Source organism: Paenibacillus sp. CR_12, from assembly GCF_041953985.1.
Classification (GTDB): Bacteria; Bacillota; Bacilli; order Paenibacillales; family Paenibacillaceae; genus Paenibacillus_AQ; species Paenibacillus_AQ lautus_A.
Map to the genome: position 1 here is coordinate 582,945 of NZ_JAVFHO010000003.1, position 24,228 is coordinate 607,172.

At 48.5% G+C, this 24,228-nt stretch carries 22 protein-coding genes; 10 read left to right on the top strand and 12 right to left on the bottom strand.

The window, feature by feature from the left end:
• Positions 1–611 precede the first annotated feature (611 nt).
• Together RB297_RS14825 and RB297_RS14830 are read left to right on the top strand one after the other, a co-directional pair.
• Positions 612–1,364, top strand: coding sequence for a hypothetical protein (locus RB297_RS14825; RefSeq protein WP_375120824.1), 753 nt, complete (start codon positions 612–614; stop codon positions 1,362–1,364).
• Between the two features lie 102 nt (positions 1,365–1,466).
• Positions 1,467–1,823: a hypothetical protein gene (locus RB297_RS14830; RefSeq protein ID WP_277748057.1), complete on the top strand. Its 357-nt coding sequence runs from the start codon at positions 1,467–1,469 to the stop codon at positions 1,821–1,823.
• A 436-nt stretch (positions 1,824–2,259) separates the two neighbouring features.
• Here RB297_RS14830 and RB297_RS14835 read toward each other — a convergent pair whose 3' ends face one another.
• Positions 2,260–2,997 (bottom strand): SMI1/KNR4 family protein, encoded by a 738-nt coding sequence (locus RB297_RS14835; protein WP_375120825.1) that lies wholly within the window; start codon positions 2,995–2,997, stop codon positions 2,260–2,262.
• Positions 2,998–3,583: 586 nt separating this feature from the next.
• On the opposite strand from RB297_RS14835, the gene ssuC reads away from it, so the two are divergent.
• From ssuC to RB297_RS14870, 7 genes are all read left to right on the top strand, one after another.
• Positions 3,584–4,363, top strand: a complete 780-nt coding sequence (ssuC, locus tag RB297_RS14840; RefSeq protein WP_375120924.1) for an aliphatic sulfonate ABC transporter permease SsuC — start codon at positions 3,584–3,586, stop codon at positions 4,361–4,363.
• A 12-nt stretch (positions 4,364–4,375) separates the two neighbouring features.
• Complete coding sequence (locus RB297_RS14845) at positions 4,376–5,173, top strand: ATP-binding cassette domain-containing protein (protein ID WP_375120826.1); 798 nt, start codon at positions 4,376–4,378, stop codon at positions 5,171–5,173.
• Positions 5,174–5,402: 229 nt separating this feature from the next.
• The gene (locus RB297_RS14850) at positions 5,403–6,419 is read left to right on the top strand and encodes an ABC transporter substrate-binding protein (protein WP_375120827.1); all 1,017 of its coding nucleotides are present in this window, start codon (positions 5,403–5,405) and stop codon (positions 6,417–6,419) included.
• Entirely contained in the window at positions 6,416–7,315 is a 900-nt protein-coding gene (locus RB297_RS14855) for an aliphatic sulfonate ABC transporter substrate-binding protein (RefSeq protein ID WP_375120828.1), read from the top strand. The genes RB297_RS14850 and RB297_RS14855 overlap by 4 nt, the downstream gene beginning before the upstream one ends.
• A 1-nt stretch (position 7,316) precedes the next feature.
• Complete coding sequence (locus tag RB297_RS14860; RefSeq protein ID WP_375120829.1) at positions 7,317–8,459, top strand: LLM class flavin-dependent oxidoreductase; 1,143 nt, start codon at positions 7,317–7,319, stop codon at positions 8,457–8,459.
• Between the two features lie 27 nt (positions 8,460–8,486).
• On the top strand, positions 8,487–9,473 hold the full coding sequence (locus tag RB297_RS14865) for an ABC transporter substrate-binding protein (RefSeq protein ID WP_375120830.1): 987 nt from the start codon (positions 8,487–8,489) through the stop codon (positions 9,471–9,473).
• Between the two features lie 363 nt (positions 9,474–9,836).
• Positions 9,837–10,499, top strand: coding sequence for a hypothetical protein (locus RB297_RS14870; protein WP_375120831.1), 663 nt, complete (start codon positions 9,837–9,839; stop codon positions 10,497–10,499).
• A 137-nt stretch (positions 10,500–10,636) separates the two neighbouring features.
• Here the strand turns inward: RB297_RS14870 and RB297_RS14875 are convergent, their stop codons facing one another.
• From RB297_RS14875 to RB297_RS14925, 11 genes are all read right to left on the bottom strand, one after another.
• Entirely contained in the window at positions 10,637–10,858 is a 222-nt protein-coding gene (locus RB297_RS14875; RefSeq protein ID WP_375120832.1) for a hypothetical protein, read from the bottom strand.
• A 108-nt stretch (positions 10,859–10,966) separates the two neighbouring features.
• Positions 10,967–11,161: a hypothetical protein gene (locus RB297_RS14880; protein ID WP_375120833.1), complete on the bottom strand. Its 195-nt coding sequence runs from the start codon at positions 11,159–11,161 to the stop codon at positions 10,967–10,969.
• A gap of 609 nt (positions 11,162–11,770) precedes the next feature.
• On the bottom strand, positions 11,771–13,852 hold the full coding sequence (locus tag RB297_RS14885; protein ID WP_375120834.1) for an alpha-glucuronidase family glycosyl hydrolase: 2,082 nt from the start codon (positions 13,850–13,852) through the stop codon (positions 11,771–11,773).
• Between the two features lie 15 nt (positions 13,853–13,867).
• Positions 13,868–15,490: a response regulator transcription factor gene (locus tag RB297_RS14890; RefSeq protein ID WP_375120835.1), complete on the bottom strand. Its 1,623-nt coding sequence runs from the start codon at positions 15,488–15,490 to the stop codon at positions 13,868–13,870.
• A gap of 311 nt (positions 15,491–15,801) precedes the next feature.
• Complete coding sequence (locus RB297_RS14895; RefSeq protein ID WP_096775040.1) at positions 15,802–17,127, bottom strand: ABC transporter substrate-binding protein; 1,326 nt, start codon at positions 17,125–17,127, stop codon at positions 15,802–15,804.
• Positions 17,128–17,239: 112 nt separating this feature from the next.
• A complete protein-coding gene (locus RB297_RS14900) occupies positions 17,240–18,961 on the bottom strand; it encodes a cache domain-containing sensor histidine kinase (RefSeq protein WP_375120836.1) in 1,722 nt (573 codons plus the stop codon).
• A gap of 111 nt (positions 18,962–19,072) precedes the next feature.
• Complete coding sequence (locus RB297_RS14905) at positions 19,073–19,918, bottom strand: carbohydrate ABC transporter permease (RefSeq protein WP_036661820.1); 846 nt, start codon at positions 19,916–19,918, stop codon at positions 19,073–19,075.
• Positions 19,915–20,868, bottom strand: a complete 954-nt coding sequence (locus tag RB297_RS14910; protein ID WP_012819174.1) for a carbohydrate ABC transporter permease — start codon at positions 20,866–20,868, stop codon at positions 19,915–19,917. Before RB297_RS14910 ends, RB297_RS14905 begins: the two co-directional genes overlap by 4 nt.
• A 286-nt stretch (positions 20,869–21,154) precedes the next feature.
• On the bottom strand, positions 21,155–21,907 hold the full coding sequence (locus RB297_RS14915) for a superoxide dismutase family protein (RefSeq protein WP_375120837.1): 753 nt from the start codon (positions 21,905–21,907) through the stop codon (positions 21,155–21,157).
• A gap of 124 nt (positions 21,908–22,031) precedes the next feature.
• Positions 22,032–22,472, bottom strand: coding sequence for a YhfM domain-containing protein (locus tag RB297_RS14920; RefSeq protein ID WP_375120838.1), 441 nt, complete (start codon positions 22,470–22,472; stop codon positions 22,032–22,034).
• Positions 22,473–22,502: 30 nt separating this feature from the next.
• The gene (locus RB297_RS14925) at positions 22,503–23,354 is read right to left on the bottom strand and encodes a P-loop NTPase family protein (protein ID WP_375120839.1); all 852 of its coding nucleotides are present in this window, start codon (positions 23,352–23,354) and stop codon (positions 22,503–22,505) included.
• A gap of 146 nt (positions 23,355–23,500) precedes the next feature.
• On the opposite strand from RB297_RS14925, the gene RB297_RS14930 reads away from it, so the two are divergent.
• Positions 23,501–24,037, top strand: coding sequence for a hypothetical protein (locus RB297_RS14930; protein WP_375120840.1), 537 nt, complete (start codon positions 23,501–23,503; stop codon positions 24,035–24,037).
• Positions 24,038–24,228: the final 191 nt, after the last annotated feature.

Below are 24,228 nucleotides of genomic sequence, written 5' to 3' on the forward strand. Positions count from 1 at the left end.
TAATTCAACTAGCAATGTAAGTTCTTGTCCTCAACTCGGGACTAAATCTTGTGCTATTAATTCCTGTTTATTGTCTGACTTATCTATAGAATTTAATAAAACAGACAAAAACTAAAGCAAAAGACAACAAATATTTTGTTCCTATACTTCAAAATCACCACTCCTTATCATTTTATTGGAACACATATACTCTAATCTCAACTCCCTCCAGTATGTGCATTAGAAATAGTATCACTCTAACTCTTAAAGGTGTCGTGTTTCTTTCATTCTTATTTTTGGAATACAAAAAAAGCTATAAAAATCAAAGGAACATATTCTGATGACTATTAAAGATATTTTTGCATCACATAAAAATTGAGAAATTCCGAGAAAATAATAATAACCCATCTCTATGATACGAATAGATAACTAGAATAGCCCTTCGTCAATAGAACGTTTGATCTTCCTTCCCCTATCTGCAAAAGGATCTCTAGCATCCTAAAAATTTTTTTATCTAAACACGTAACTTCCAGTCGCTTTTGGTTGTTATTAAGCATTATTGGAGAAATTAAGAAAAGAGCATGGTATATTCATTAAACCTAATAATATACAACTCAAAAGGAGTGTTGGTCTTGATTCAATTCAAGAAACTATATGTGATGGCCTTAGCAACTTTTCTTTTTACTTTTGTTGGCATCATAGGCACCAATTCTGAAATTCATGCCTCAAATTCAGATCAATTTGTAAAAAGTCCCGTACCAGAAGTGATAAAAAAATATGTTAACTCGATTAATAATAAGGATTGGGATAGTTACGTTAATTTATATTCTCCTGATAACCGGTTAACAGATTTCCCAGGTGAAGAACAACAAAAAAACCGTACCGGAATTCTTTCGGTCGATTCTATTGAAATAGCAGAAATTAAAGAAATATCCAAAAAGGACATAAATGAAATTCAACCCTATTTTAATGATATCGATAGGGAGTTATATCAAGATATTAAATATTTTTATATCGGGTTAGATTATAATGTTCAAAACGAAAATGAGTTTTTCTACAATGGAGCTAGGTATCAAACATTTGCTGTTGGTAAATTAAATGGAATGGAATACATTTTAGGAAATGAGTTTGTTTATAATTTCGACAAACTTGAGACACTCGGATATACTTTTGATTCAGCTGCTGAGTATGAAGCCATAATCAGGGAAGAAAGAAGGCTTGGAGGTAATGTTAATCCCATGAATAATGGTGGAATACAACCTCGAAGTGCGATTAATTCAAAAATTGCATTACCATTTTATATTACGGCCACAGGTCCTTTGAAAGTCCTTGTCTCGACTATAAAAAAGATGCACATCACGTACCTCCTGGTACATACCAAGTAATGGTGACTAATTTGAACGATTTTGGATTACTGGAAATGGATATATTGATGGTATTTTCTAAGTTTTTTAACAATTAATAAAATCTTAGAAGGGGTGATGATCATGAATAAGAAGCGTTTAAGAATATTTATAATCATTACATCATGTTGTCTTGTACTAATGGGCGCATTTTTTTTAATCAGAGAACTTATAGATACTAAGCAAGTTGTAGACTCGACTATTAATGACACCACTCCTCCAAAAGAAGCATTACCAGATTGGAAAATGGAATACGATAGAAAAGCTCGAACAGAACCGGTGGAAAGTGTAGTAACTGAACATGGAGAATTTTATTATGCACCTTTTCCAAAACAATTTCCACGAGAGGAAGTTGTTAGAGGAGATATTGGTGAGGAAGTGACCGAAGATACAAAACAGTTGATAATAAGAGGATATTACTACGAGAAAAAACAAGAATAATATCATCGTATACGGTAACTGCCCAGGAAGGCGTCGACGACGCGATTGAACCGCTTGAGCAGGTACGGTCCTTACTTGAGATCTGAATGCCACAGCAGATTACGATGGCGCTGTTGTAAGCGTCTACGGTATCAGATACATGATCATATGACGTGTCTTGTAGCCTCGCTGAGCCGTAAAAACGCGAGACAAAACTTTTAAGTTTTGGTCTCGCGTTTTAGTTTCAAAAACCAAACCGGGACGGCACCTCTACTCCAATACGGTTCCCAGCTTGTCAAAACAAAAAGAAATAGGCCGGCCTTTAAAGCGGTGTTGTCAGAAGTGAGGATGTTAGCAGCACCCTCACTCCACTTATATACCATAAAATTATCCATCAAATAGGTTCGTTCTATCCGCTACTTCTTACTTGTCTCCTCTTACTTGCTCCCTCAATCCCTCACTGAGCTGACAGATTCGTTCGAAATGAAGGTAAGTCAGTTGCCTTACTCATCTCGTTCAGCAAATTCTCCATGCTCGCTCGCTGAAAGGACGCCAGGTATACAGCCAACAGTTCATCCGTCTCCTCTTCGGATACGTCAAGTTCAAACACGATCAGCACATCGTCCTTCAGATAGATTTTCCATGCATTCAGCTCTGACCCTTCCTCCATCTCAAACTCCGGTTCCTCCAGACGCATGCATCTGCGATAGTCGGACAAGCTCCACATGCTCTCATCGAAAATGGCCCAATACGGCAGCCGATCCTCCACGCCCAACTGAACGAGTCCCTTGCCAGCGAGAAAACGTTGAAGCGATCGATTTTCCAGCTGCCAGTCGGGAGAGTTCCACGCGCACAAATAGGCCGGTGGATCTTCCTGCTCCAAATCCTGAAGTCGGATCCCGCAATATATTACGGACTCCTCTACTTGATAGAAGATCAGAAATGCCTTATCTGTCGTAAAAAATGTATCATCAGGAATAAACACATCCTGCAGAGGGAGCGGTTCATATTGGTTATTGCACCCTTGCGTGATATATGGGGATTGTCCCAAAATCTTATAATATTCCCGCAGCACCGTCGGCAACGGGAAAACCAAGCTTTGTTCCTTTGCTTGAATGTCCGCCCCCGGAATGCCGTGGGCCTCCTTGTGATGCTCTCCTAATACGAGGAGAATTCCTTCGATATTTGCTTTCATTTAGTTGGGTCAACCTCCTCGATGTATATCGTTCAACAATATTTCTGCGAGTTCTTATAGAGAATATTGATACGCTTCGCAACGAATACAATCTAATTTATTCAATCTAACAATCATGAATTGAATAAGTCTGATGCTGAAACCCTTTTCCAGCCTTCAAGTCCGACTATATTTAGTATCCGTTCTTTTTCGGAAGCACCAAATTTGTCCGTATCTTTTCCGGGTTTCTTGGCGAACAGGAAGTTAGGAGGGAAGCAACAAGAACAGCATACAATAGGGCTATTTTTTTGTTAATATGAAACACTCCTATATATCACTTCAATTAAGAACGTATTTTCCGTATGGGAGAATATACATTACGCCATATTTTAACATAACCTCTTCCATAGACTTTAGACTCGCATATTTCCGGTTGACGAAACCATAATCGGGAAGTATAATCAAATCCATATTAAACTTATAGGAATTATTAAACATTAAATGATACCGACCATTCAAATGGAGGTCACAGCCTCAGCAGATATTGTGCTGGCGTTGTGGCCTTTTTCTTTTGATCCTATTTTTGAAGGCTAGGTGAGTTGAAATGATGAGAAAGCTCATGTCCAATCCCATCATCGGAAAATGTTTGCCTTGGGTTCTCCCCATCTTACTGATCGTTGTGTGGGCTATATTATCCAATCTTGACGTGATTTCGAGGAAAATCCTCCCCCTGCCTCAAGACGTTTTATTTTCTTTCAGGGATTTGCTGTTATCTGGAAAGTTAATCGAACACATCGCCATCAGTTTCCAAAGAGCGTTCATTGGTTTCTTAATCGGCGGGGGGATCGGTCTTGTACTGGGCTTTATCAACGGCTTATCGTCCATCGCCGAAAAATTGTTGGATACCACGATTCAAATGGTACGCAATGTTCCTCATCTGGCGATGATTCCCCTAGTCGTTCTATGGTTTGGTATTGGCGAAGAGTCGAAAATATTCTTGGTCGCGGTTGGCGTGTTATTTCCGGTCTACATCAATACCTTGCACGGCATCCGCTCCGTGGATAACGGATTGATCGAAATGGGCAGCGTATACGGACTGCGCACCGCTTCGCTCTTCTGGAAAATCGTTCTGCCTGGCGCCTTGCCTTCCATTTTAGTCGGACTCCGCTACGCTTTAGGCATCATGTGGTTGACCCTGATCGTATCCGAAACGATTGCTACGAATTCGGGCATCGGCTTTCTGGCCATGAATGCAAGAGAATACATGCAAACCGATATCATTCTGCTAACCATTGTGCTGTATGCCTTATTTGGAAAGCTGGCCGATTCCATCGCGAAGCTCTTAGAGAGGCGGTTCTTACGATGGAACCCGAATTATCACAACTAACCCTGAAAGGATGTGTCGACCCTGAAATCCTCTACCCACGGTGTACATCTTCGTATAACCCAATTACAGAAAAGCTTTGGCGAGCAACCTGTACTTCGAGGCATTGAGTTAGACGTGAAGCCCGGAGAGTTCATAGCCATTATCGGGCGAAGCGGCTGCGGGAAAAGCACGCTATTGCGCGTGATCGCCGGATTGGAGCCCGCCACGTCGGGAGGCATATGGATCAATGACCATCCGGTCGACCAGGTGCATGCCGAAACCCGGATGATGTTTCAAGACGCCAGGCTTTTGCCCTGGAATAAGGTCATCGATAACGTAGCGATCGGACTTCGAAAAGAAGACCGTCATAAAGCGGAAGCCGCTTTAGATCAGGTTGGGCTCGGTGCCCGGGCCAATGAATGGCCGTCCGTGCTCTCCGGCGGTCAGAAACAACGAGTCGCCTTAGCAAGAGCATTAGCCAGCCATCCCAAATTATTGTTGCTCGATGAACCTTTAGGAGCATTGGACGCATTGACCCGTATTGAAATGCAGCAATTAATCGAATCGCTGTGGCAGCAGCAGCCATTTACGACCGTCTTGATTACGCACGATGTCGAAGAGGCTGTCGTCTTGGCCGATCGCGTGGTGCTCATTGAGGAAGGCCGGATTGCGATGGATCGAGCCGTCCCTTTCCCGCGCCCCCGTCAACGGGGAAATGCCGAAGTGGCAGCATTCATCGATCACATCCTGAAACGGGTCATGGGCATAACCGAAGTGGAAACCCGACATGAAGCAGAAAACCTCCCCTATCCCTTAAAGAAAGGGTCATAGGTGTCTGACACCATCCCGCTTGGGAGGGGATTTCGATCACCATTTCTTGAAGGAGGTGGATCATAAGCGAGCGTTTGACCGGACGTGAAATCGTAAGAAAAACGTCTATCGACGTACTTTCAAAGAAGACAGACCGCGTTTAGCGGTAGTTTTTCTTGCGATATCAGGCAGCAGATTCTCCGAAGTTTATACTTTCTGATATCTAGAAAAAGAAAGGAGCCCAGAAAGCATGCCTAACATCGATAACCCGCAAGAAATCGTGAAGGAAATTAGGATTACACGCTGCCCGGTTCCGACAGCAGCCAGTTTGGCCCTCGATCTCGGGCTTCTTCATCAGGAGCTAGAAAAGTCCGGATGTACGGCGGCGGAACTAACGAGAGACACCCGTCAAGCTTTGCCGGACGCGCATTTTAATCACACCTTGCCTTTCCTGGTGCGGGAAGGAGGCAACATTCCAGCTTTATGGGCACGCTCAACCGGGAGCGATACGCGGCTGATCGGGCTAAGCTGGGTCGATGAATATCAAGCCATTCTTACCCTTCCCGACTCGGATATTCAGGAGCCTGGCGATCTGCGCGGAAGACGAATCGGGATTCCTCGTCATCGTTATTTAGAGATCGATTTTCGGGCTGCCCAAGCGCTTCGCGGTTTTCATAATGCCCTCTCGCTTGCGAATCTAGCGCTGAATGACGTCAACATCACCCACCTTGAAGCGGTTCGCGAAGGAAGACGGGATTCGTGGAATACCGAAATCGAGGCGCTGCAGCGGCGTGAGATCGATGCTGTTTTTGTCAAAGGAGCTACCGGGCTGGAGGCCGCCCGTACGGTTGCCCTAAAGGAAGTGATCGAGCTTGGGTTCCATCCGGATCCGCTGGTGCGAGTCAACAATGGCGTGCCCCGAACCGTGACGGTCGATACGGCCTTGACGGAGCAGGAGCATATCGTGGAACATATTCTCACCTCTCTGCTTCGCGCCGCCGATTGGTCCAAAGATCATCCCGAGGATTTCATTCGGGTCGTTACGAAGGAAACCGGCGCTTCATCCGAATATGTAGCCTCCGCTTATCGTAATATTTCGCTTCGACCGGCACTGCGCGAAGACTATTTAACGGCGCTTGATGCCCAGAGCAGGTTCCTGTTCGAGCATGGTTTCCTCCCGAATCCCGTAAACGTATGGGACTGGATTCTTCCAGAACCGTTAGCCGCGGCTGAACAAAACATTGCCAAAGGAGTGTCACTCACATGACTCAAACGAAAGCAGACGTAACCATCGGCGTCCATCCCAATAATCATTCGTTATTCGTATTGCGCCGCTTAGGCTTTTTGGAAGAGATTCTTAAAGACCACAAGACATCCGTTGCCTGGGTTGATTACACCGACGGAGCAAGGACGCCTCTGCGGATCGCTTCCGGCGAAGTCGACTTCGGTGGTACAGGGTCTACCCCGCCGTTAACCGCGCAGGCTTCGGATATCGATATTGTGTACGTTGCGGTATCGAATCCTCGTACAGCCAGCGGCGCCTTAGTCGTTCGCAAGGAATCGGCGGTGCAATCCGTTGCGGATTTGAAGGGTTTGCGCATTGCGCTTTCCGAAGGATCCTGGCATACGAGTTTTCTGGCAACCGCGCTCGATAAGGCAGGCCTTCTATATGATGATGTCACTCGTGCGGATATAGGCAATGAGGGGGCAAAGGCACTGCTGGCAGGCGAAGTGGAGGCTTGGGTCGGCAACGACCCGCAGCTGACGGAGCTGCATGACAAAGGTCTCGTTCGCACGCTCGTGCCGCTTGAGTCCCATATCTCCCACCGTTCCGTATGGTTTGCCAGCCGGGATTTTGCGACGAGTCAGCCGCAGCTGCTCAAGACCGTCGTCGAAGCGCTGCAGCAAGCAGATCAATGGATTCAAGACAACACGCGCGAAGCGGCGGAGCTGTTTGCCCGGGACTTGCCCGATTGGCCTTCCGTGGATTCATGGGAAGCCGCGTTTCGGCGGAGACCTTGGGGGCTGCAGCCGATTACCGAGGAGTTCATAAGCGAACAGCAGCGGGTGGCCGATCTGTTAGCACGCCAGCACATTTTGCCGAAAGAAATTGTCGTTTCAGATGCCGTGTTACCTGTACCCGTAGAAATTGGAGGAGAATAGAATGGCTGCACATAACGAGAACATTGAAGTGTACTGGTATTTAACCGCGCCGGATGGCCGCAGTCCTTGGTCAACGGCGGGTGCACGCAAAATCGATTTGCCTTACCTGAGGCAGATTGCCTCGGCTGTCGACCAATTGGGATTTACCGGCGCATTGCTGGCCACGGGCCCGCATGATACGTGGGTGCTTGGCTCCTCCCTCATTTCCAGCACGAACAACATGCGTTTTCTCATCGCTGTGCATCCGCCGCTGATTTCCCCCGTGCTCGCCGCGAAAATGGCGCAAACCTTCGATGATTTCTCCGGTGGACGCGTATTATTAAACATCGTGAACGGAAACACGGCGCAAATGCGCGCCTACGGATCAACGCTTGGGCATGATGAACGTTATGCCTACACGGATGAATGGATTCAGGTGTGGAAACAAGCGGTGGCCGGAGAAAGCCTGGATTTCCATGGCAAGTATATTACGGCCGAAGGCAAAGCCTTGCAGCTCTCCTCCACGCAGAAGCCAACGCCGCCCCTGTGGTTCGGCGGATCGTCGCAAGCGGCCCACCTCGCGGCAGCCAAGCATATCGATACGTATCTGAGTTGGGGGGAAACGCCACCGCAAGTCGCAGAGAAAATTAAAGATCTTCAAGCTTTAGCTGCTGAGCAAGGCCGTACCATGCGGTATGGCATCCGGCTGTATCTGATCGTGCGCGATACGGATGAAGAAGCTTGGCAAGAAGCGGATCGGCTGCTTAAGACGATGGATCCGCAAACCGTGGAGCATATGCAAAACGTTCTGCGAAACAGCGATTCGGTGGGGCAGCAGCGCATGCTACGCAATCACAACGGCCAAATTCCTAAAGACGCGAGGGAGCTCGAAATTTATCCGGATTTATGGGCCGGGATGAGTCTGGTACGACCAGGTCCGGGCACCACGATCGTAGGCAGTCCGGCAACCGTTCTGGCGCGCTTAAGAGAGTATCAGGATGCGGGCATTTCAACGTTTATTTTCTCCGGTGTTCCACTGCTTGAAGAAGCTTACCGTGTAGGAGAATACATCCTGCCCCATCTACGCGTTAACCGTCAGGCCGTGACGACGCCGAAGCAAGAAGAACAGGAGAAGGTCTTCACGTGGGCTCATAACATCCACTAAATGATCCGGCAAAAAGGGAAGTGTCCTATGCGAAAAATAAGCTTACATTTATTATTAGTAATTCTGTTAGTTACGTTATCGGCTTGCGGTAACGCCGGCCAAGCGAAACAAGCCAATGCTGAGGATGAGGCCGTACCCGTTCGTCTTGGCATACTGCGCAGTGCCCAGCCCTTAAGTTTATCCGAGGAAGGCGGGCCCCTGTATAAGAGGCTGGGAGCAGCCGGAGCGAGCATTGAAAAAACCGGCGGTTTTGCCGCCATGTCCCCAGCGATCGAGGCGTTAAACGCCGGTTCGATCGATATCACGATCGGCTCGATTACGGCAGCCATCAGCGCCCTTGTTGGAGGCTCCTCGGAATTTACGATTTTTACGAAGCAGCCAGGCGATCAAGATAATCAAGGCATTGTGGCCAAGCCGGAAGCCGGCATTAAGGGCCCTTCCGACCTCCGCGGTAAAAAAATCGCCGTCAACCGCGGCGGCACGGGCGAATACTTACTATATAAAGCGCTGGAGAAGGGCGGCCTCGATGCGAGCGAAGTCGAGATCGTCTATCTTCCGCCAACGGAAGCGGGGCCTGCCTTTGAAAGCGGGCAAGTCGACGCTTGGGCGACATGGGGTTCTTTTACGGCCGTGGCGCTCGTCGACTTCGGTGCAGAGCTGGTCATTTCCGCAGGCGACATCGAATCCGAGAACGATACGGTGTATATTGTGCGAAACGGCTTCCTGAAGGAGCATCCTGAACTCGTGTTTGAAGTGTTCGAAGGCTTGAATGAAGAGTCCGCTCTTCTATCCGACGACGTCGATCACACCGTCCAATTAATTCAGGACATCCAAGGCGTCTCCGAACCCGTCGCGCGTCAGCAGCTGGAAGGCTCTTTATACCCGTTTGACCCGATTGATGACACCGTCCGCCAACGCTGGCAAGCGGTCGCCGATTATATGTTTGATAAAGGGATTATTCCGAATGAAGTGGATGTCCTGTCCAATACGGTGGATGTGAGGACGTTGAAGTGAGGCTGCTTAAGGTAGCTTAGAGGAGCGGTGAGCGTCAAGCATTGCTCGGTAATAATTCCAATATGCAACCCTTCGAGGGCACGAGGTCTGCTTAGGACTTGGTGTCCTTTTTTTCATGTTCAATAGTAACAATCGGACGGTCCATGCAGAAAGTTGTGATGGATCTTCAAGTTCTGGATTTGGCTTTCAATTAAAGGTAACTTTTCACGCAGGCCATTAAGGATTTTTGATCCGTCTTCACCTGCGCCCGTCCCTACGTATCGTCTAGCTTGCATTATACAATGAATTCCATTAACTTAGTTTTGATAGCTTCATATATTAACCATGATTGTACATGCCGTTGTAAGGAGGATTGGGAAAGGCGTGATTCGCAAAAAGAACCGATATCTCATAGCCATCTTCATGGCCTTCGCTGCCCTTTTTACCGGCTGCAGCACGTCCGCCAAACAAACTGTCCCGCTGAACACGGACCCCGAATCGATATTAAGCGTAATCTATGATTTGGAAGGGATTAAATCCGCAGGATCCGTGAACACGGAGCCTTTGACCGAAATCTCGGAGATCGTAGACAATATCAGCATCCACTACCAATACGTTTTCTTAGTGAAAGATGCCGTCAACCAGAATAATCAAGCCGTTCCGGATCGGCTGTATGTCGTTTCCGCGGTCGAGAATACGAGGAAGGATCGGGAAATCAGCATCCAGTACATCGACGGCTCCATCAATGGGGAAATAGTTAAGAACAACCCGCGGCACCTTCCCATTACCGTAAACCTATGCACGGATGATTCCAAGTCTCCTTGCGGGGCTGATGATTCGAAGACTTATCAAGCGAATGCGGTTGTTTTTTCGTTGGACCAATTCCCCGCATTTCGTTCGCATGGCAATGTCGTAGATATTAGTGTTAAGTATGCATTAGGCAAAAATAAAAAAGAGCTTCGCGAGCAATTTCTAAGTGATTCGGGGTTGCAGGATACTGGCAAGGCTGTCGTTTCCCTGAGGCTGCCGGACACATTCGTGAAATAACAAGAAGTACGACGAACAATATGAATCCGTTGATTCGAGGGCACGAGGTCTGCTTAGGACTTGGTGTCCTTTTTTCTGCTTTACGATTGACCTAGCATTAAACAAAAAATAGTCACCCATTCATATTTCAAGCGACGTCACTTTCTAAGGAGCTTATAAATAAAGATGATCAGGGCAATGAACGAGAAACCGGAAACTAGAAAATATAAAATTGTATTTCCTGAATCAGGTTCAGGTGGCTCACCTACTGGTCCAGTTGCTGGTATCGGAGGATTAAGATTTAAATAACCTACCCGTAAACTTAAAATCATGATTAAAAACGTTAAGATGCAAGCAATTAAAAGTTTAATCTTATCCATAATACCCCCTATATTTTTAATATTTATAGTAGGAAAATGCTTAAGTTCATCGCCTGGAGTCTAATTTTGACGATGGAACTATACAGCAGAGCGGCAATTATTTTTCGACTATTTTTTCGCCCTCTCAACACTACCTGCCTTCTCTACATGCTCATCCCGAATCTTCGGATCAGTGATATTCGCCTCATTCAATGATTGATAGAACTTCTGAATATCCGACTCTGTTAGAACGGGTTCGGTCTTCTCGGCTTGAATCCGGTTCATTTTACGCTGGATATATTCGGACAGTTCAACGTCGTACACGATCAGCTCGTCCGATTGAATTTTTCTTAGCTCAGGGTCAACACTAAATCGGCAACGCATCGTGAAAGAAACGAGTGATATCGACTCTCTTGGTAGTCGGGGAGTAAGCTTTTAATTGCTTGAATATGACCGTAATTCTGCATAAACGGGTTGTACATTTCAATCGACGATCCTCGTCAACATATACATCCATTCGCCAGAAATCTATGAATCCCTTCTATAGAATCATTGTATACTTCACCATCATTACCAATGACCTGTTATTAATACGAATTACAGAGAACCAAACTTTATGTTGTTTAATCCTCTTATGTGTATCGGGATCGCAGCATTCATCAGTTTTTTGCCTCCCTTCCCCGTACTTCTCCTTAATTTCATCATAAAACTCTAAAACTTTATCACTCGTTAAACCTAGCTTCTCAATGACTTGTTTAACGGCCGGATAACCGCAAGCATATCTGCAAGTTCTTCCAACGACTCCTTTGAACTTTGAGCGACAAAGTATCCCTACGACTCTTCTTTGAGCTTTATGATCAATTCTTTCCTATCTTATACCCCCAACAAAAAAACCCCAAATTCCAACCCAGGTTGAAATTCAAGGCCCTTCCCCTACGAATAGATCACTCGATTATGCTCATCTTGGATACCCGATTTTCTATAAAAATACGTATTAATGACATCGCGCCATTCCTTTGCGCTCTCCAGTTGCTCCAGCAATCGCTGTTTAACATGCAGGTAGCGCTGCTGATCAAGCTTAGGCTCCAAGGCATCCCAGCGTGCGAGCCACCGCTCCACCTGCTCGACCCCTGCAAAATGAGTGTCATAAATATGCTGAATGACCGTCTTGCCGGACTTTAACACATGGGTATAAGGAACATGGTGGAAAAATAGCAGCAAGTCATCCGGGCAAGTCTCCAATCGCTCATACATCGACGCATTGGCTCCAATATATTGGCCGGCGTACCCCGTTCCTCTCGCCTGCGTCCTGTCAACGCCGATCCCGTCGCGGTCCGCGAAATGATACGTTCCCCATTTGGAGTATTCGTAGCCGTCCACGTCTGGGCCGTAGTGAATATGCGGCACGACCATCCAGCCCACGCCAAGCGGGGAGGTATAATTCTCGTAGGTCGGCCACGATTCCATCAGAATATCCACTAGGGTCTCCGTCACCGCCGGATCGAGTCCAAAGGTCATCCGGCTCCATTCCTCGCCGATTTCCTCCGCCGTCAGCTCCGGATTCCACAGCAAGCGGCCATAGCCGTAAAGGTTGGACTGGGCAAGGTAGTGACCGGTCCAGTTGAAGTCATCCCCAATATTGGACACGGCTGTTATGCCGCTGTGCTGATACGGATACACTTGTCCGGCTACAATATCTTTGACTTTGCTGCCCTCCCCTTGGCACAGCGTATCGAATTCCAGCACCTCTTTCCATTGCGGGATCAAATAGCATACATGCCTTTGCTGTCCCGTATACTCCTGCGTAATCTGGAATTCCAGCAGCTGATTCGTTCGCTCCATCGCTCCAAACAATGGCGATACCGGCTCTCTGACCTGAAAATCCATCGGACCGTTCTTGATCTGCAGGATCACATTGTCCTTGAATTTGCCGTCCAGCGGCTTGAAATGATCATAGGCGGCGCGGGCCCGGTCCGTCTGGCGATCCCGCCAATCCTGATGGCAATCGTACACGAAGCATCTCCATAGGACGAGTCCGCCGTAAGGCTCCAGCGCTTCTGCCAGCATATTGGCTCCATCCGCATGATGGCGTCCATAGGTAAACGGGCCGGGACGGTTCTCCGAGTCGGCCTTGACCAGAAATCCGCCAAAGTCAGGAATGGTTCGGTAAATATCGGCAGCTTTCTGTTTCCACCAATTCTGAACGGCTGGTTCTAACGGGTCAGCCGTGGACATATCCCCCAGCTCGATCGGTGCAGCAAAGTTCACGCTGAGATAGAGGACGATGCCGTAATCGCGGAACACATCCGCTACGCGTGCCACATCCAGTAGCAATTGAGGCGTGATCAGCTTCGTCTCGGTCTTATGCACATTCACATTATTGATTGTGATTCCGTTAATCCCAACAGAGGCGAGCATTCTGGCGTACGCCCGGACACGAGTCAGATCGGAAACGATGGTATGGTCCTTATAAAATATCGACCGGCCCGCATATCCGCGCTCAATGGTTCCGTCCATATTGTCCCACTGATTCACCATGCGAAGCCGGTACTTCGGATGTTCAATCAGATCAAGCGCTTCGTTCGCTTGGCCCGTCTGCAGGAGACGCATAAAATGAAAGACCCCGTACAGAAGTCCCCTGTCCGATCCTCCTGCAATGAATATGTAATCCTGGTCTTTTCTTACGACACGGCGTATGATGTAGCCTTCATCTCCTACACGTCCGGCTTCCTCGGCTTCCGGCGAGCCGTCAAGCAAAGTCCTTTCAATGCTCCCCAGCGTCCCTGCGACCAAGCAGGGGCCGGCATCCATCTCTTCACTAATGAAGGGCTGTTCACCTGCCAGCAGAGCAATGCCCGTGGTCAATTCTTCAATCGCCGTACGAAATACTTGCGAAGAAACCGCCTGCGCGGTCACGATCTTGCCCAAATAGCTTTCCAGCGGCTTGATTGCCGCAGCTTGCTTCAGCGAGCTCCCATTAACCTGCAACCACGCTTGATCATAACTGCTGTTCATAATGCCTCCTCATGATCATTTCACGAGCTCCGTCGGGTTCATGCCCGTGAATTTCTTAAATACCGTGCTGAAATACGGAACGTTTTTATATCCGACCTTTTCTGCCACTTGGTAAACCAATGCATTTTTCTCCATCAGCAGCTCCCGGGCCTTCTCGACCCGTACTCTGGTCAAGTAATTGTTGAACGTTTCTCCCGTCATATTCTTGAAAATCATCGACAAGTAGTTTCTCGAAATATACACCTTATCCGCCAGTCCCCCAAGCGTGAGATCTTCGGCATAGTGCTCGTGAATGTACTCGATCATAAAGTCGACAGCCTGGCGGTGCTTTCCGTTCCCGCCCCATTCGCGACTGCCGAACACGAGCCCGATCTTGGTGATCAGCCATTCCGCAAGCTCGGATGGACGCTGCAGCTTCGCTATTTCGCGCGTAATGCTGTCATTCGGGAAGAAATCGTCAACGACGGTCCCCGTCTCATAGAAAGCGAAAGCGATAATTCCCCACAGTTCCCCTGCCAGCATGCTGACATATGGTTTGGTGATGCCCCCTTGCTGTTCCAATCGCTTCATATAATCCCTGATGATCGTTTGTGCTTGATGTTCTTGCGAGGTTCGAATCGAACCGGCCAGCTCCAGGTAAAGCTTAACAGGACGCACGGGAGGCTTGGCCTCCGCATTGCCCGGCTCCTGTGCACAGTAGAAATACAGCTCATACTCCGGAACCGCCGGCTGCGTATTCACATCGATCGCACGAAAGGCTTCTTCTGTCGAGATACCGATTTCCCTTATACTGCTCTTGCGATCACCGATGCCGATTCGGAGCTTCAGCTTCAAGTAGTTCTGCACACATTCGATTAATCGGACACCCAGTTGCTCCAGCTGCTGCCGCACTCGCTCGGCAGACTCCGTTCGATCATGATGAATAATGACCACGGAGCGGTTGGTGTGGAGATCCGTATGGTCGAAGCGGGGGAATGCCGCCTGGGTAATTTCGCACACCATATTGCTGATTGCAAATCGAAGGAGGCTCCAGTCCGGCAAGCTTAGATTAGCTGCCCGTTGATCGGAGATCAGCTCGATGCCAATGACCGTATGATCGAAATCGGACCAATACCGATAAGGCTCCGGGATTTCCGTTTGGAGACCTGAATGTTGCAGTGCACCCGCTGCGGCCGATTTGACCCACTCCTTCTCCACGAAGGGCTCGTAAAGCTGCAGCTTCTGGAGCAGTTCATCCTGCTTCATGCGCAGCTCTTCCTGCTCCTCCAAATCGGATATGGCTTCATTTAAAACAGACTTCAGCGTCGGAAGACTGATCGGCTTGGATAAGTAATCGCTCACGTTCAGACGCAAGGCTTGACGGGCATACTCGAAGTCCGAGTAACCGCTCAGAATGATCACTTTTCCTGAATAGCCGGTGTTCTTCCGCAGCTGCTCGATCATATCCAGACCATTCATGACAGGCATATATAAATCGGTAATCACGATGTCGGGGCTGGCCGATTCAATCATTTCAAGCCCTTCTTCCCCGTTCAAGGCTTCTCCCGCCCACTCTGCATTCAGTTCATCCCAAGGGATGGCTTTTCGGATTCCCTGCAGCACGACGCGGTCGTCATCAACGATTCCTATCTTCCACATCTGAAGATCCTCCTTCTAATTTGCAAAAAGGCAATGCCTCACATTAACGGTAATACGTCATGCCCAATCGGCGATAAAACCGCTTAGGCATGACGTAAACCGGGAGTTGACCGGAATATATAAGCTGAATTATTAATTTGGATGCGGGGGGCAAGTACGTATAATGTTCCTACGATCGCTGTTGCTCCCGGATTTTTGGATTTTATATTAAGCGGTAAAAATCCGGTCACAAAGGCGACCACTTCCGTTTCTTCGGAATCATTTTACTCCCTTGCTTGCATCCATCTAGTTCTCATCTCATTTTATATGATCTATTCATATTCCTGCGCGGCCTTCTTCAACGATTCATAGGCCTTCTCCGGTGTTGTTCTGCCGAAGCTCAGCTCATCCCGGACGAGCGGGAAGTCTTTATCGATGAAGTTCACCCAGCCTTCCGGCCCTGTCGTAAATATCTGTCCGTCCGGCGTCGTTGCGTCAATCAGTTTCATCCCAACCTTTTCGCCCTCCGGAAGATTCGGAATCAGCGACTCGGCGATCTTGGCATTGGCAGGCACACCACGAGCGGTTCCAAGGATAGCCCCTGCCTCCGGATCATTGATGAACCAGTCGATGAACTTTGCCGCTTCTTCCTTGTGCTTGGAATTAGGCGAAAGACTGAAGTACATGGACGGCTTCAGCCAGCCTCCCGCTTCCTCGGCCCGCGGCATCGTAACCAGATCGTACGCCCCTTCCTTCATGCTGTCCCATGTGGTGTAGTTATTGGAGAAGGAGTAGCGGAATAAGATTTTGCCGTTGACCAGCAGGTCTGCCGTCGGATCCATTTCCTTGTCGGATGCGTTCAAATCGGCTGGAGGTATAAGTCCGTCCTTGCGCAGCTGTTCAAACTTCTTGGTCCATTCCAGGAAAGTCGCTTCATCAATATTGAATTTGCCGTCTTCCGTAATCAAGGTGCCCTTACCCTTGGCATAGTGATAAGCGCTGAACATAAAGTAGTTGCCGGCATAATCCAGCGTGAAATATTGGCCTTCCGCCAGTTTAGGCTTTACCTCTTCCGCCAATGCGAAGAAATCATCCCATGTCCAGCCGTCTGTCGGCATCGTTGCGCCCAGCTTCTCAAGAGCCGCCTTGTCGTAGATCATCCCAAAAGCAACCGATCCCAGCGGCACGCCGTATTGCTTGCCGTCTCTCTGCCCGATCGGCAGCAGGCTCGGCGTCAATTCATCCAGTCTAACCTTGGTGTCGAGCTCTTCGAGCTGGTTGCGGGATGTCCAGTCCGAAACCCAGCCCGGGTCCATTTGGAAAATATCCGGCTCGTTATGCGCCGCTGCCTGAGTGGAGAGTTTATCCAGGTAACCGTCCATCCCGGAATATTCGGGCTCGAAGGTAACATGCGGATTTTTCTCCGTGTATACCTCCAATGCCTTCAGTGTAGCTTCGTGACGCGGCTGCGAACCCCACCACATAATCCGCAGCTTGACATTTTCCGTCGCCGAACCGCTTTCGGCCTGTGTATTGTTCTTGGTTGAGGTTGTGCTTTCCGTGCTTGAGTTGGTGCTTCCGTTACCGCCGCATGCCGCCACCAGCAAGGAGAACACCATCCATAACGCGACAATCTGCAATCGCTTCCATTTGTTCATGCCGACTTCCCCCTAAAACAATATATTGTGGTCAATATGTATCCTATCAATTCCGAGATGACTGGAGTATAAGAGAGATGCACAATTTATTATAAAATCGTCTGATTATGCTTTACCGCTGTGCTTCCTCAAGCCTTGGAAAGGCGATCGATACAACCACTCCTCCATTCTCTCCATCTTTAACGAGGATCTCATAATCATCGTTGAAGAACGCCGAGAACCGCTCTCTCACATTCCGGATCCCGTAACCTCCTTTGCGGCGATGGCTCCCTTTGTTCTGAGGAGCAAGCCCACTTCCGTCGTCGATAATCGTCATTCGGATCCGGCTGCCCTCTTCCTCAGCCTTAATTTGAATTCGGCCAGTTTGCCTTGAATTAAATCCATGAATGATTGAATTTTCGACGAAAGGCTGGAGCGTCATTTTGGGAATGAATAAGTTGCGGATTTCCTGGGAGGCATGCACCTCGTATTCCAGACCGTCTTCCCACCGGATCTGCTGGATTTCCAAATAGCATGCGACGTGAGTCAGCTCTTCTTCAATCGTAATAAAGCTTTCTCCATGCGATAATCCGATGCGGAACATGCGGCCCATCAGCTCCAGAATGCGGCTCATCTTCTCCTGTCCCTCCGCAATCGCCATCCAGTTCAGCTGGTCCAAGGTGTTATATAGAAAATGCGGATTAATATTGGCTTGGAGCGCTTCGATTTCCGCCTTCCGCTGCTGCTCGTAACGCTGCGCAAGGGATGCGTACAATGCCTGGATTCTCTCATTCAGTCTGCGAAACCCTGCAAACAGAATGCCGAATTCATTCGTGTAATCACCGGCCAGCTCAGCTTGCCTCCCACCGACATCGTAATTCTTCATGGCTCTCACTAACTGGGCGATCGGCTTCAACAATTGCCTGCTTAGCCATAGCGTTAACAAGAAAGCCAGCAATAGGGCTCCGATGCCGATGGTAATAATGGCTCCAGCCAGCTTGACGCTGCCTGACGTAATTCTCTCCCACGGGGTAATCTCCACCAGCATCCAGTTGGAGTCGGCGACTTTGGAATAGACGACCAGAGACTCGACGCCATGCTGCGTATGCAGCCGTGACACACCGGATTGGTCCGTGAACCGCAAATCCTGCTCCTGCAATCCGGCATCCCTCATTGATTTCCCGACGCTCAGCAGCTCCCTGCCGTTCAGATCCAGCAGCATCCGGTTCGAATCTTTAGAGTATCCTTCGAGAATCCCGCGGATCCAATCCGCTTTCACATGCACGACAAGAATACCCAAGTACCGGGAGTTGTTGTACACCTTGCGGGAAAAGCTGAGCACAGGCACGTTCCCATTGTAGGTCGTTAAATCATGCTCCTCTGACCAGGAAAAGTCATTGTTCTGCAGCAAAGGATACCATGGCTTTGTCGCAGCCTCCGTTAATCCATGGAACTGAATATAGCTCTGCCGATCCCCCCACTCCGGCTGTTCCATATATAAATCGATGGCCTGAATTTGCGGAATCGAATAGGTTAGATGAGCCAGCGCTTCCTGTATACCCTTGGACCTCCTGTAGTGGTTGAACTCATCTTCTTTTCCCGACAGAAACGTAAGTAAATCATTGTCCCTGGACGTGGTCAGCGATATCTGCTCGATCGACGTCAGGCGGCCCGTAATTTCGTTGTTCAGCTCCTCGAGCAGTCTTTTTTGATAATAAGACGTGTTTTCAGCCAATTCCCGCGAAGTCATGACATAACTGGTCCATACCGTGATCGCCAGCACAATCGTGATCAGCCCTGCAAAGCAAATAATAAACAGGGAATCGATCCGGTATCTTTTGAAGGGATTGATCATAATTCTCATCCTCCATACTTTACATTCCTATCAGAAAAAAACATTGAAGCTGTGCGGCGTACCGCTGCCTCAATGTTTCCTCATTTTATAATATAACGGTAGAGCTAGCTACTACCCTTTTAGTCCTGTGGTAGCTACACCCTCCACAAAGTATTTCTGGGCAAAGATAAACAGCAATGTAGCCGGTAGAATGGATACGAGAGACATCGCCAGCAATTGTCCCCATTCCGCGCCGCCTTGCGAATCGTTAATCATCCGTAAAGCCAAGCCTACCGTATATTTGTCGACGGAATTAATGTACAGGAGATGACCAAGGAAATCATCCCAGTTCCATAGGAAGCAGAAGATAATGACCGTCACGATGGAAGGCTTCATCAAGGGCATCACAATTCTCCAATAAATCCCGAACCAGCTGCATCCGTCGATCTTGGCCGATTCATCCAGCTCCCGCGGGATCCCGCGTATGAATTGAACGAGCAGGAAGACGAAGAAGGTTCCTCCCGCTCCTCCCGCTAATGCATGGGGCACGATAAACGGCAGGTAGGTGTTGACCCAACCAAATTGGTGGAACATCGCATATTGCGGAATGATGAGCACTTGGCCCGGCAGCATCAGCGTAAGCATGAGCAGCGAAAACCAGAAGCCTCGAAGCGGAAAGTCCAGCCTTGCAAATCCGAAGGCAACCAGCGTACAGGAAATCACCGTTACAATGATCACCGCAGTAATTAAATAGAACGTATTCAAATAGAAGTCGGTAAAGGTGAACCCCGGAACGGAATTCCATCCGTTGATGTAATTGGACCACTGCGGCACGGACGGGAAGATGGATGGGGAACTAAGCTCCTGGTTCGTTTTCAGCGAAGCGCCAATCCACCAAATGACCGGATAAACCATAATCAAGCTGAACATAATGAGGACCGAATGGCGGATCACGGGGTTCCATTTGCGTCTGGTCATTTTCCTTTCCCTCCTTGGCTCTCGGATTCGTAGAATACCCAGTATTTCGAAGTCAGGTTAATGATCACGGCGGCAGCCACAATCAAGATCAGCATGATCCAGGCCAAGGAAGAGGAATAACCCAGCTGATAACGGCTGAATGCCCGTTCATACAGGTATAACGCATAGACATAGGTAGAGTTCATCGGCCCCCCGCCGGTGATAACGTAAGCAGGCGTAAACATCTGAAATGAGTTAATGACCCCCATGATGAGATTGAAAAATAACGTGGGTGACAGCATCGGAAGCGTGATTTTGAAAAATTGCTTTAGCTTGCCCGCACCATCCACCGCGGAGGCTTCATATAGATCATTCGGAATCTGCTTCAGGCCCGCGAGGAAAATCACCATCGATGAACCGAATTGCCATACCGACAAGCCAATGAGAGACCATAATGCGGTATCCGGGTTCGTGACCCAGCCCGTTCCGGGAATTCCGAAGAATCCAAGCACTTGGTTGAAGAAGCCGTCCACGCCGAAAATATTTTTCCATAGCAGGGAAACCGCGATGCTCGCCCCGATCAAGGAAGGGAAATAAATGGCCGTTCGATAGACGGATATCCCGCGCACGGCCTTTTTTAGCAGGAGAGCAACCATCAGCGCGGCAATTAGCTTCAGCGGCACCGAGGCGAGTACATAATAAAACGTGAGCTTGAGTGATTGGGCAAATTTGTCGTCCGCCGTAATGATACGCTCGTAATTGTCTAAGCCGACCCACTCGATCGGCTTCATGAGGGTGTAATTTGTGAAGGAATAGTACAGGGACAACAGCATCGGATAGGCTGTCAACGCCAGAAATCCGATCAGCCAAGGGGATATAAACAGATAACCTGCAAGGGGAGAGTCCCAGCGCTTGCGAAATGGCTTTTTGCGAACAGGTATTTCGGATGCTAAAGATGTTGCTCGTTCCATGAATTCACTCTCCTTTTCCGTACCTTAAGTATAGAAGGAGAGCCGCCGGGAACTACATGAGACAATTGCTCAAAATCATTCAATATTTTCAGAATGTGTCGTCAGAAACGAATACGACCACGAACCCCACCGCGTCGAAGCAAGTAATTCAATTTTATCTTGCGGGGTTAATTCTCCAGATGCACTTGAACCAGCATAACTTAACAAAAAAACGCACCTCCCCGTGGAGATGCGTTTTTCACTGAATTTCATATGCTGCAAACGGATGCACTATCAACTTGCCAGATTACTCCGGTATATTCCCGCCCACCACACGGTCGCCGGAATTGCCCGCCGGGTCGGTAACATTGTCATCCTCGCCGGCATGAATGATCAGCGAGCGCCCCAGCACCGAGTTCGGCTGGTTCTTTTCCAGCGTGCCATGCTGAATGATCGTCTCCGCTTCCACGGTGCCGTCTGCGCCCACGATCAGGTTCGGCATGTCGCCGACATGGCTTCCTTGCGGATTCTCCAGGCCATGATGCTTGTGAGTCGGATTAAAATGCCCTCCGGCAGATTTAAAATCCGTTCCCTGAATCGCATTCTCATGCACATGGAACCCATGCTTGCCTGGAGTGAGGCCGGATGCGGAAATCTTCACCTTAACCCCGTCATGGATCTGCTCCAAGGTAGCGGAACCAACCGGCTTGCCCGCCGCATTGTACAGCTTGACTACAGGCTGCCCCAAGGATTCTTTTCTGGAAGCCTCGCCCCAGTACACGGGTTGGTTAACCGGATCTGAAACCATGCGAGCTGGCGCATCGCTGCTGTCGGTAGGAATCTTAGGATCCGAGGTCGCCGTCCCTTGTTTCTCAGATGGGCCGTCAGCGGTGGCGTTGTCCTTGCCGTTAACGAAGTGGCTTATTTTAGACATCGTGTGTTGAATCGTACCTAAGGTTCCTTCGGGATTCGCAGCAGCGAACATAATCCCTATAATCAGCAGGGCTCCGGCAAGAAACGCTCCAGCCATATATTTTAACTTGTTGGTCAACTTTTTCACTTCATCGCCTCCTGAATGATGATATCATTCATCTCCCAATCCCCTGATTTTATACATCCAAATCGTTATTTTATGGGATATGAGGCATTCAGTGTCGGTCAAAGAGAGGGGCTCGATAACGGCTTTAACGCCCCTCTGGCAAAATAAGTTCTCTCATCCGATCCGTATGTTTGGCGGAAACCACATATACATCTTCTCCCCAATCTTTGAACCCATAGCTGAACACACTTTCCTGACCCTCTTCCCCCAACCACAGCTTGATGGCATGGATCGGAGATGGCTGGGCATAGACGACCATCACGTCGTAATCCGGGTCCGTTCGTTTGGCATCATCCGGCTGCTTGCGGGCGGTACGGATCGCTTCCTCAAACGCTCTTACATCTTTCGCTTCCTTAAAGGACAACAGTGTATCCCCATTCATCTCGTCCCATGTCTCGAACGTTGAAATCCGAATCTCGGCAACCTTTTCATCAAGTAGCTGCATCGTCTCCCAACCGGGTTCCTTCTCGCAGCCTACCAATAAAGCCGTCATGTAAAGCATCATGATCATGAGTAATCGCTTCATTAAACCGTCCTTCCTTATCTATGAAAAATATTATGGGATGATCCCATGCCGCTTCAGCTTGTCCATTAGCATGGTTCTGTACGTCTCTTGGTCATAAAGGGAGTTATCGATTAACTCCTTGTTCAGTCCGAGCTTGTCCAAGATCCTGTGCTCCAACTCGCGCCGGGCTTCCAATACTTGCAGAGTCCCTTCGACGCCTTCCAGACCGTGATGTTTGCCGTACCCCTGTCCAGTGTAGTAACGGGCGAACCCTGTGGACCATGCCTCCGGGCGTTCCCGGGCGGCCTTGCGGAATGCGTATTCCAGGTCGTTCTGCTCAATGTAGAACAGGAGGGGATTTAGCGGAAGGACCGCTTTTTCCAGCCCCAGCACGTAGTCCGTCACTTGATCTTCCGGCGCATCATGCTTCACCATGCCGACGGTCACCGGATTCTGAATGAAACAGCACTCAAAAATCGCGACGGTAGGCTCATGCAGCGCCTGCTCGGCAAATGCCTCCCACCGATCGGTGATGAGCCACCGGTTGAGGTCCAGCGGGAGCTCGTAAATATCCTTTTTAGCCAACGAATGATATAGATCATCCGGAAAAGAAGCGCCATATTCGTTCTTCAGCTTCTGGTAGGGTAAGAGGTTCCAGCTGTTTTTTTTGACAGCCCGTTCGATCCATATTTCTTTAAAAGGGCCTGCAACTTCCAGCAACTGCTCGAATTCCTCTTCCGTCAGACACGCGGTTCCCTCATAATCCGCCGGGTGGTCGGTATCCCCCTCCATCACCAGCCGGGCCTCAATGTTGTGCTCGGAAAGAATATCATGCAGCATACGGGACGTCGTCGATTTGCCGAACCCCGGCAGGCCCTCAACCATGATTAATTTCGTCTTCATTTCAAATCCCCTTCAAATCTCAATAAATGTGTGCAGCTTCATGTTATTCTGTGGGAACCTGTGAAAATCCTTTTCTCTATCTATTGATTAGGACCCAAATTAAGTTATGATAATGTTAATACTTATAGAGAGGTGTTCATACATAAATGAAGAAGACTTTAGCCCTTTTGTTGATGCTCGCTATCTTAATTCTCCCGTCACAGGCGTATGCCGCCCCACCCTCCATCAAAATGTCGATCTCCGAGGTTAATAAGATCTACTTTGAGGAATACAACAAGAGGTTAAAGGAAGTTAAGTCTGCTATACGGACATATAAAGCTCCTGTGTGCTCCGATGTAACCACCCTCACGAATCAATCCAAGCAGCTGACATCCAAGTACAACAACCTTAAGAAGTCCAAAGCCAGCAAAACGGAACTGAGTCAGATGAAGGCAACACTTGATAAGGCTAAGAAAAGTCTTAGTGAAGCAAAGAAAGTCTGCAATAAGGAAACAGCTGAAACGAAAAAAGAACTCAATGGACAAGTTAAAGAAATTTCTTTAGCCAAAACTTCCGGAGTCAAACTGAACGTCGACTCTTATAATAAAGGAACAATTACCAGCTCAACATTCGATAAGGAAATACGCAGCATCGTGAAGCTTGTAGACGATGTTTTCACATACATTCTAGAGGATCTTGAGTAGAGCAAGCGGCAGGGTATACCCTGCCGTTTTTTTATTGAACATCGTTGAGCAAAATAAAAGACCGTAGACATTACCATCTACGGCCTTTCCCACATTCAACCTAACACTCTACTCCAAACTACTAAACTCATTCATACGTGCAAGTTTTACAAGATCAGACTTAGGCCATCCGATTTCTCTCGATTTCGCCC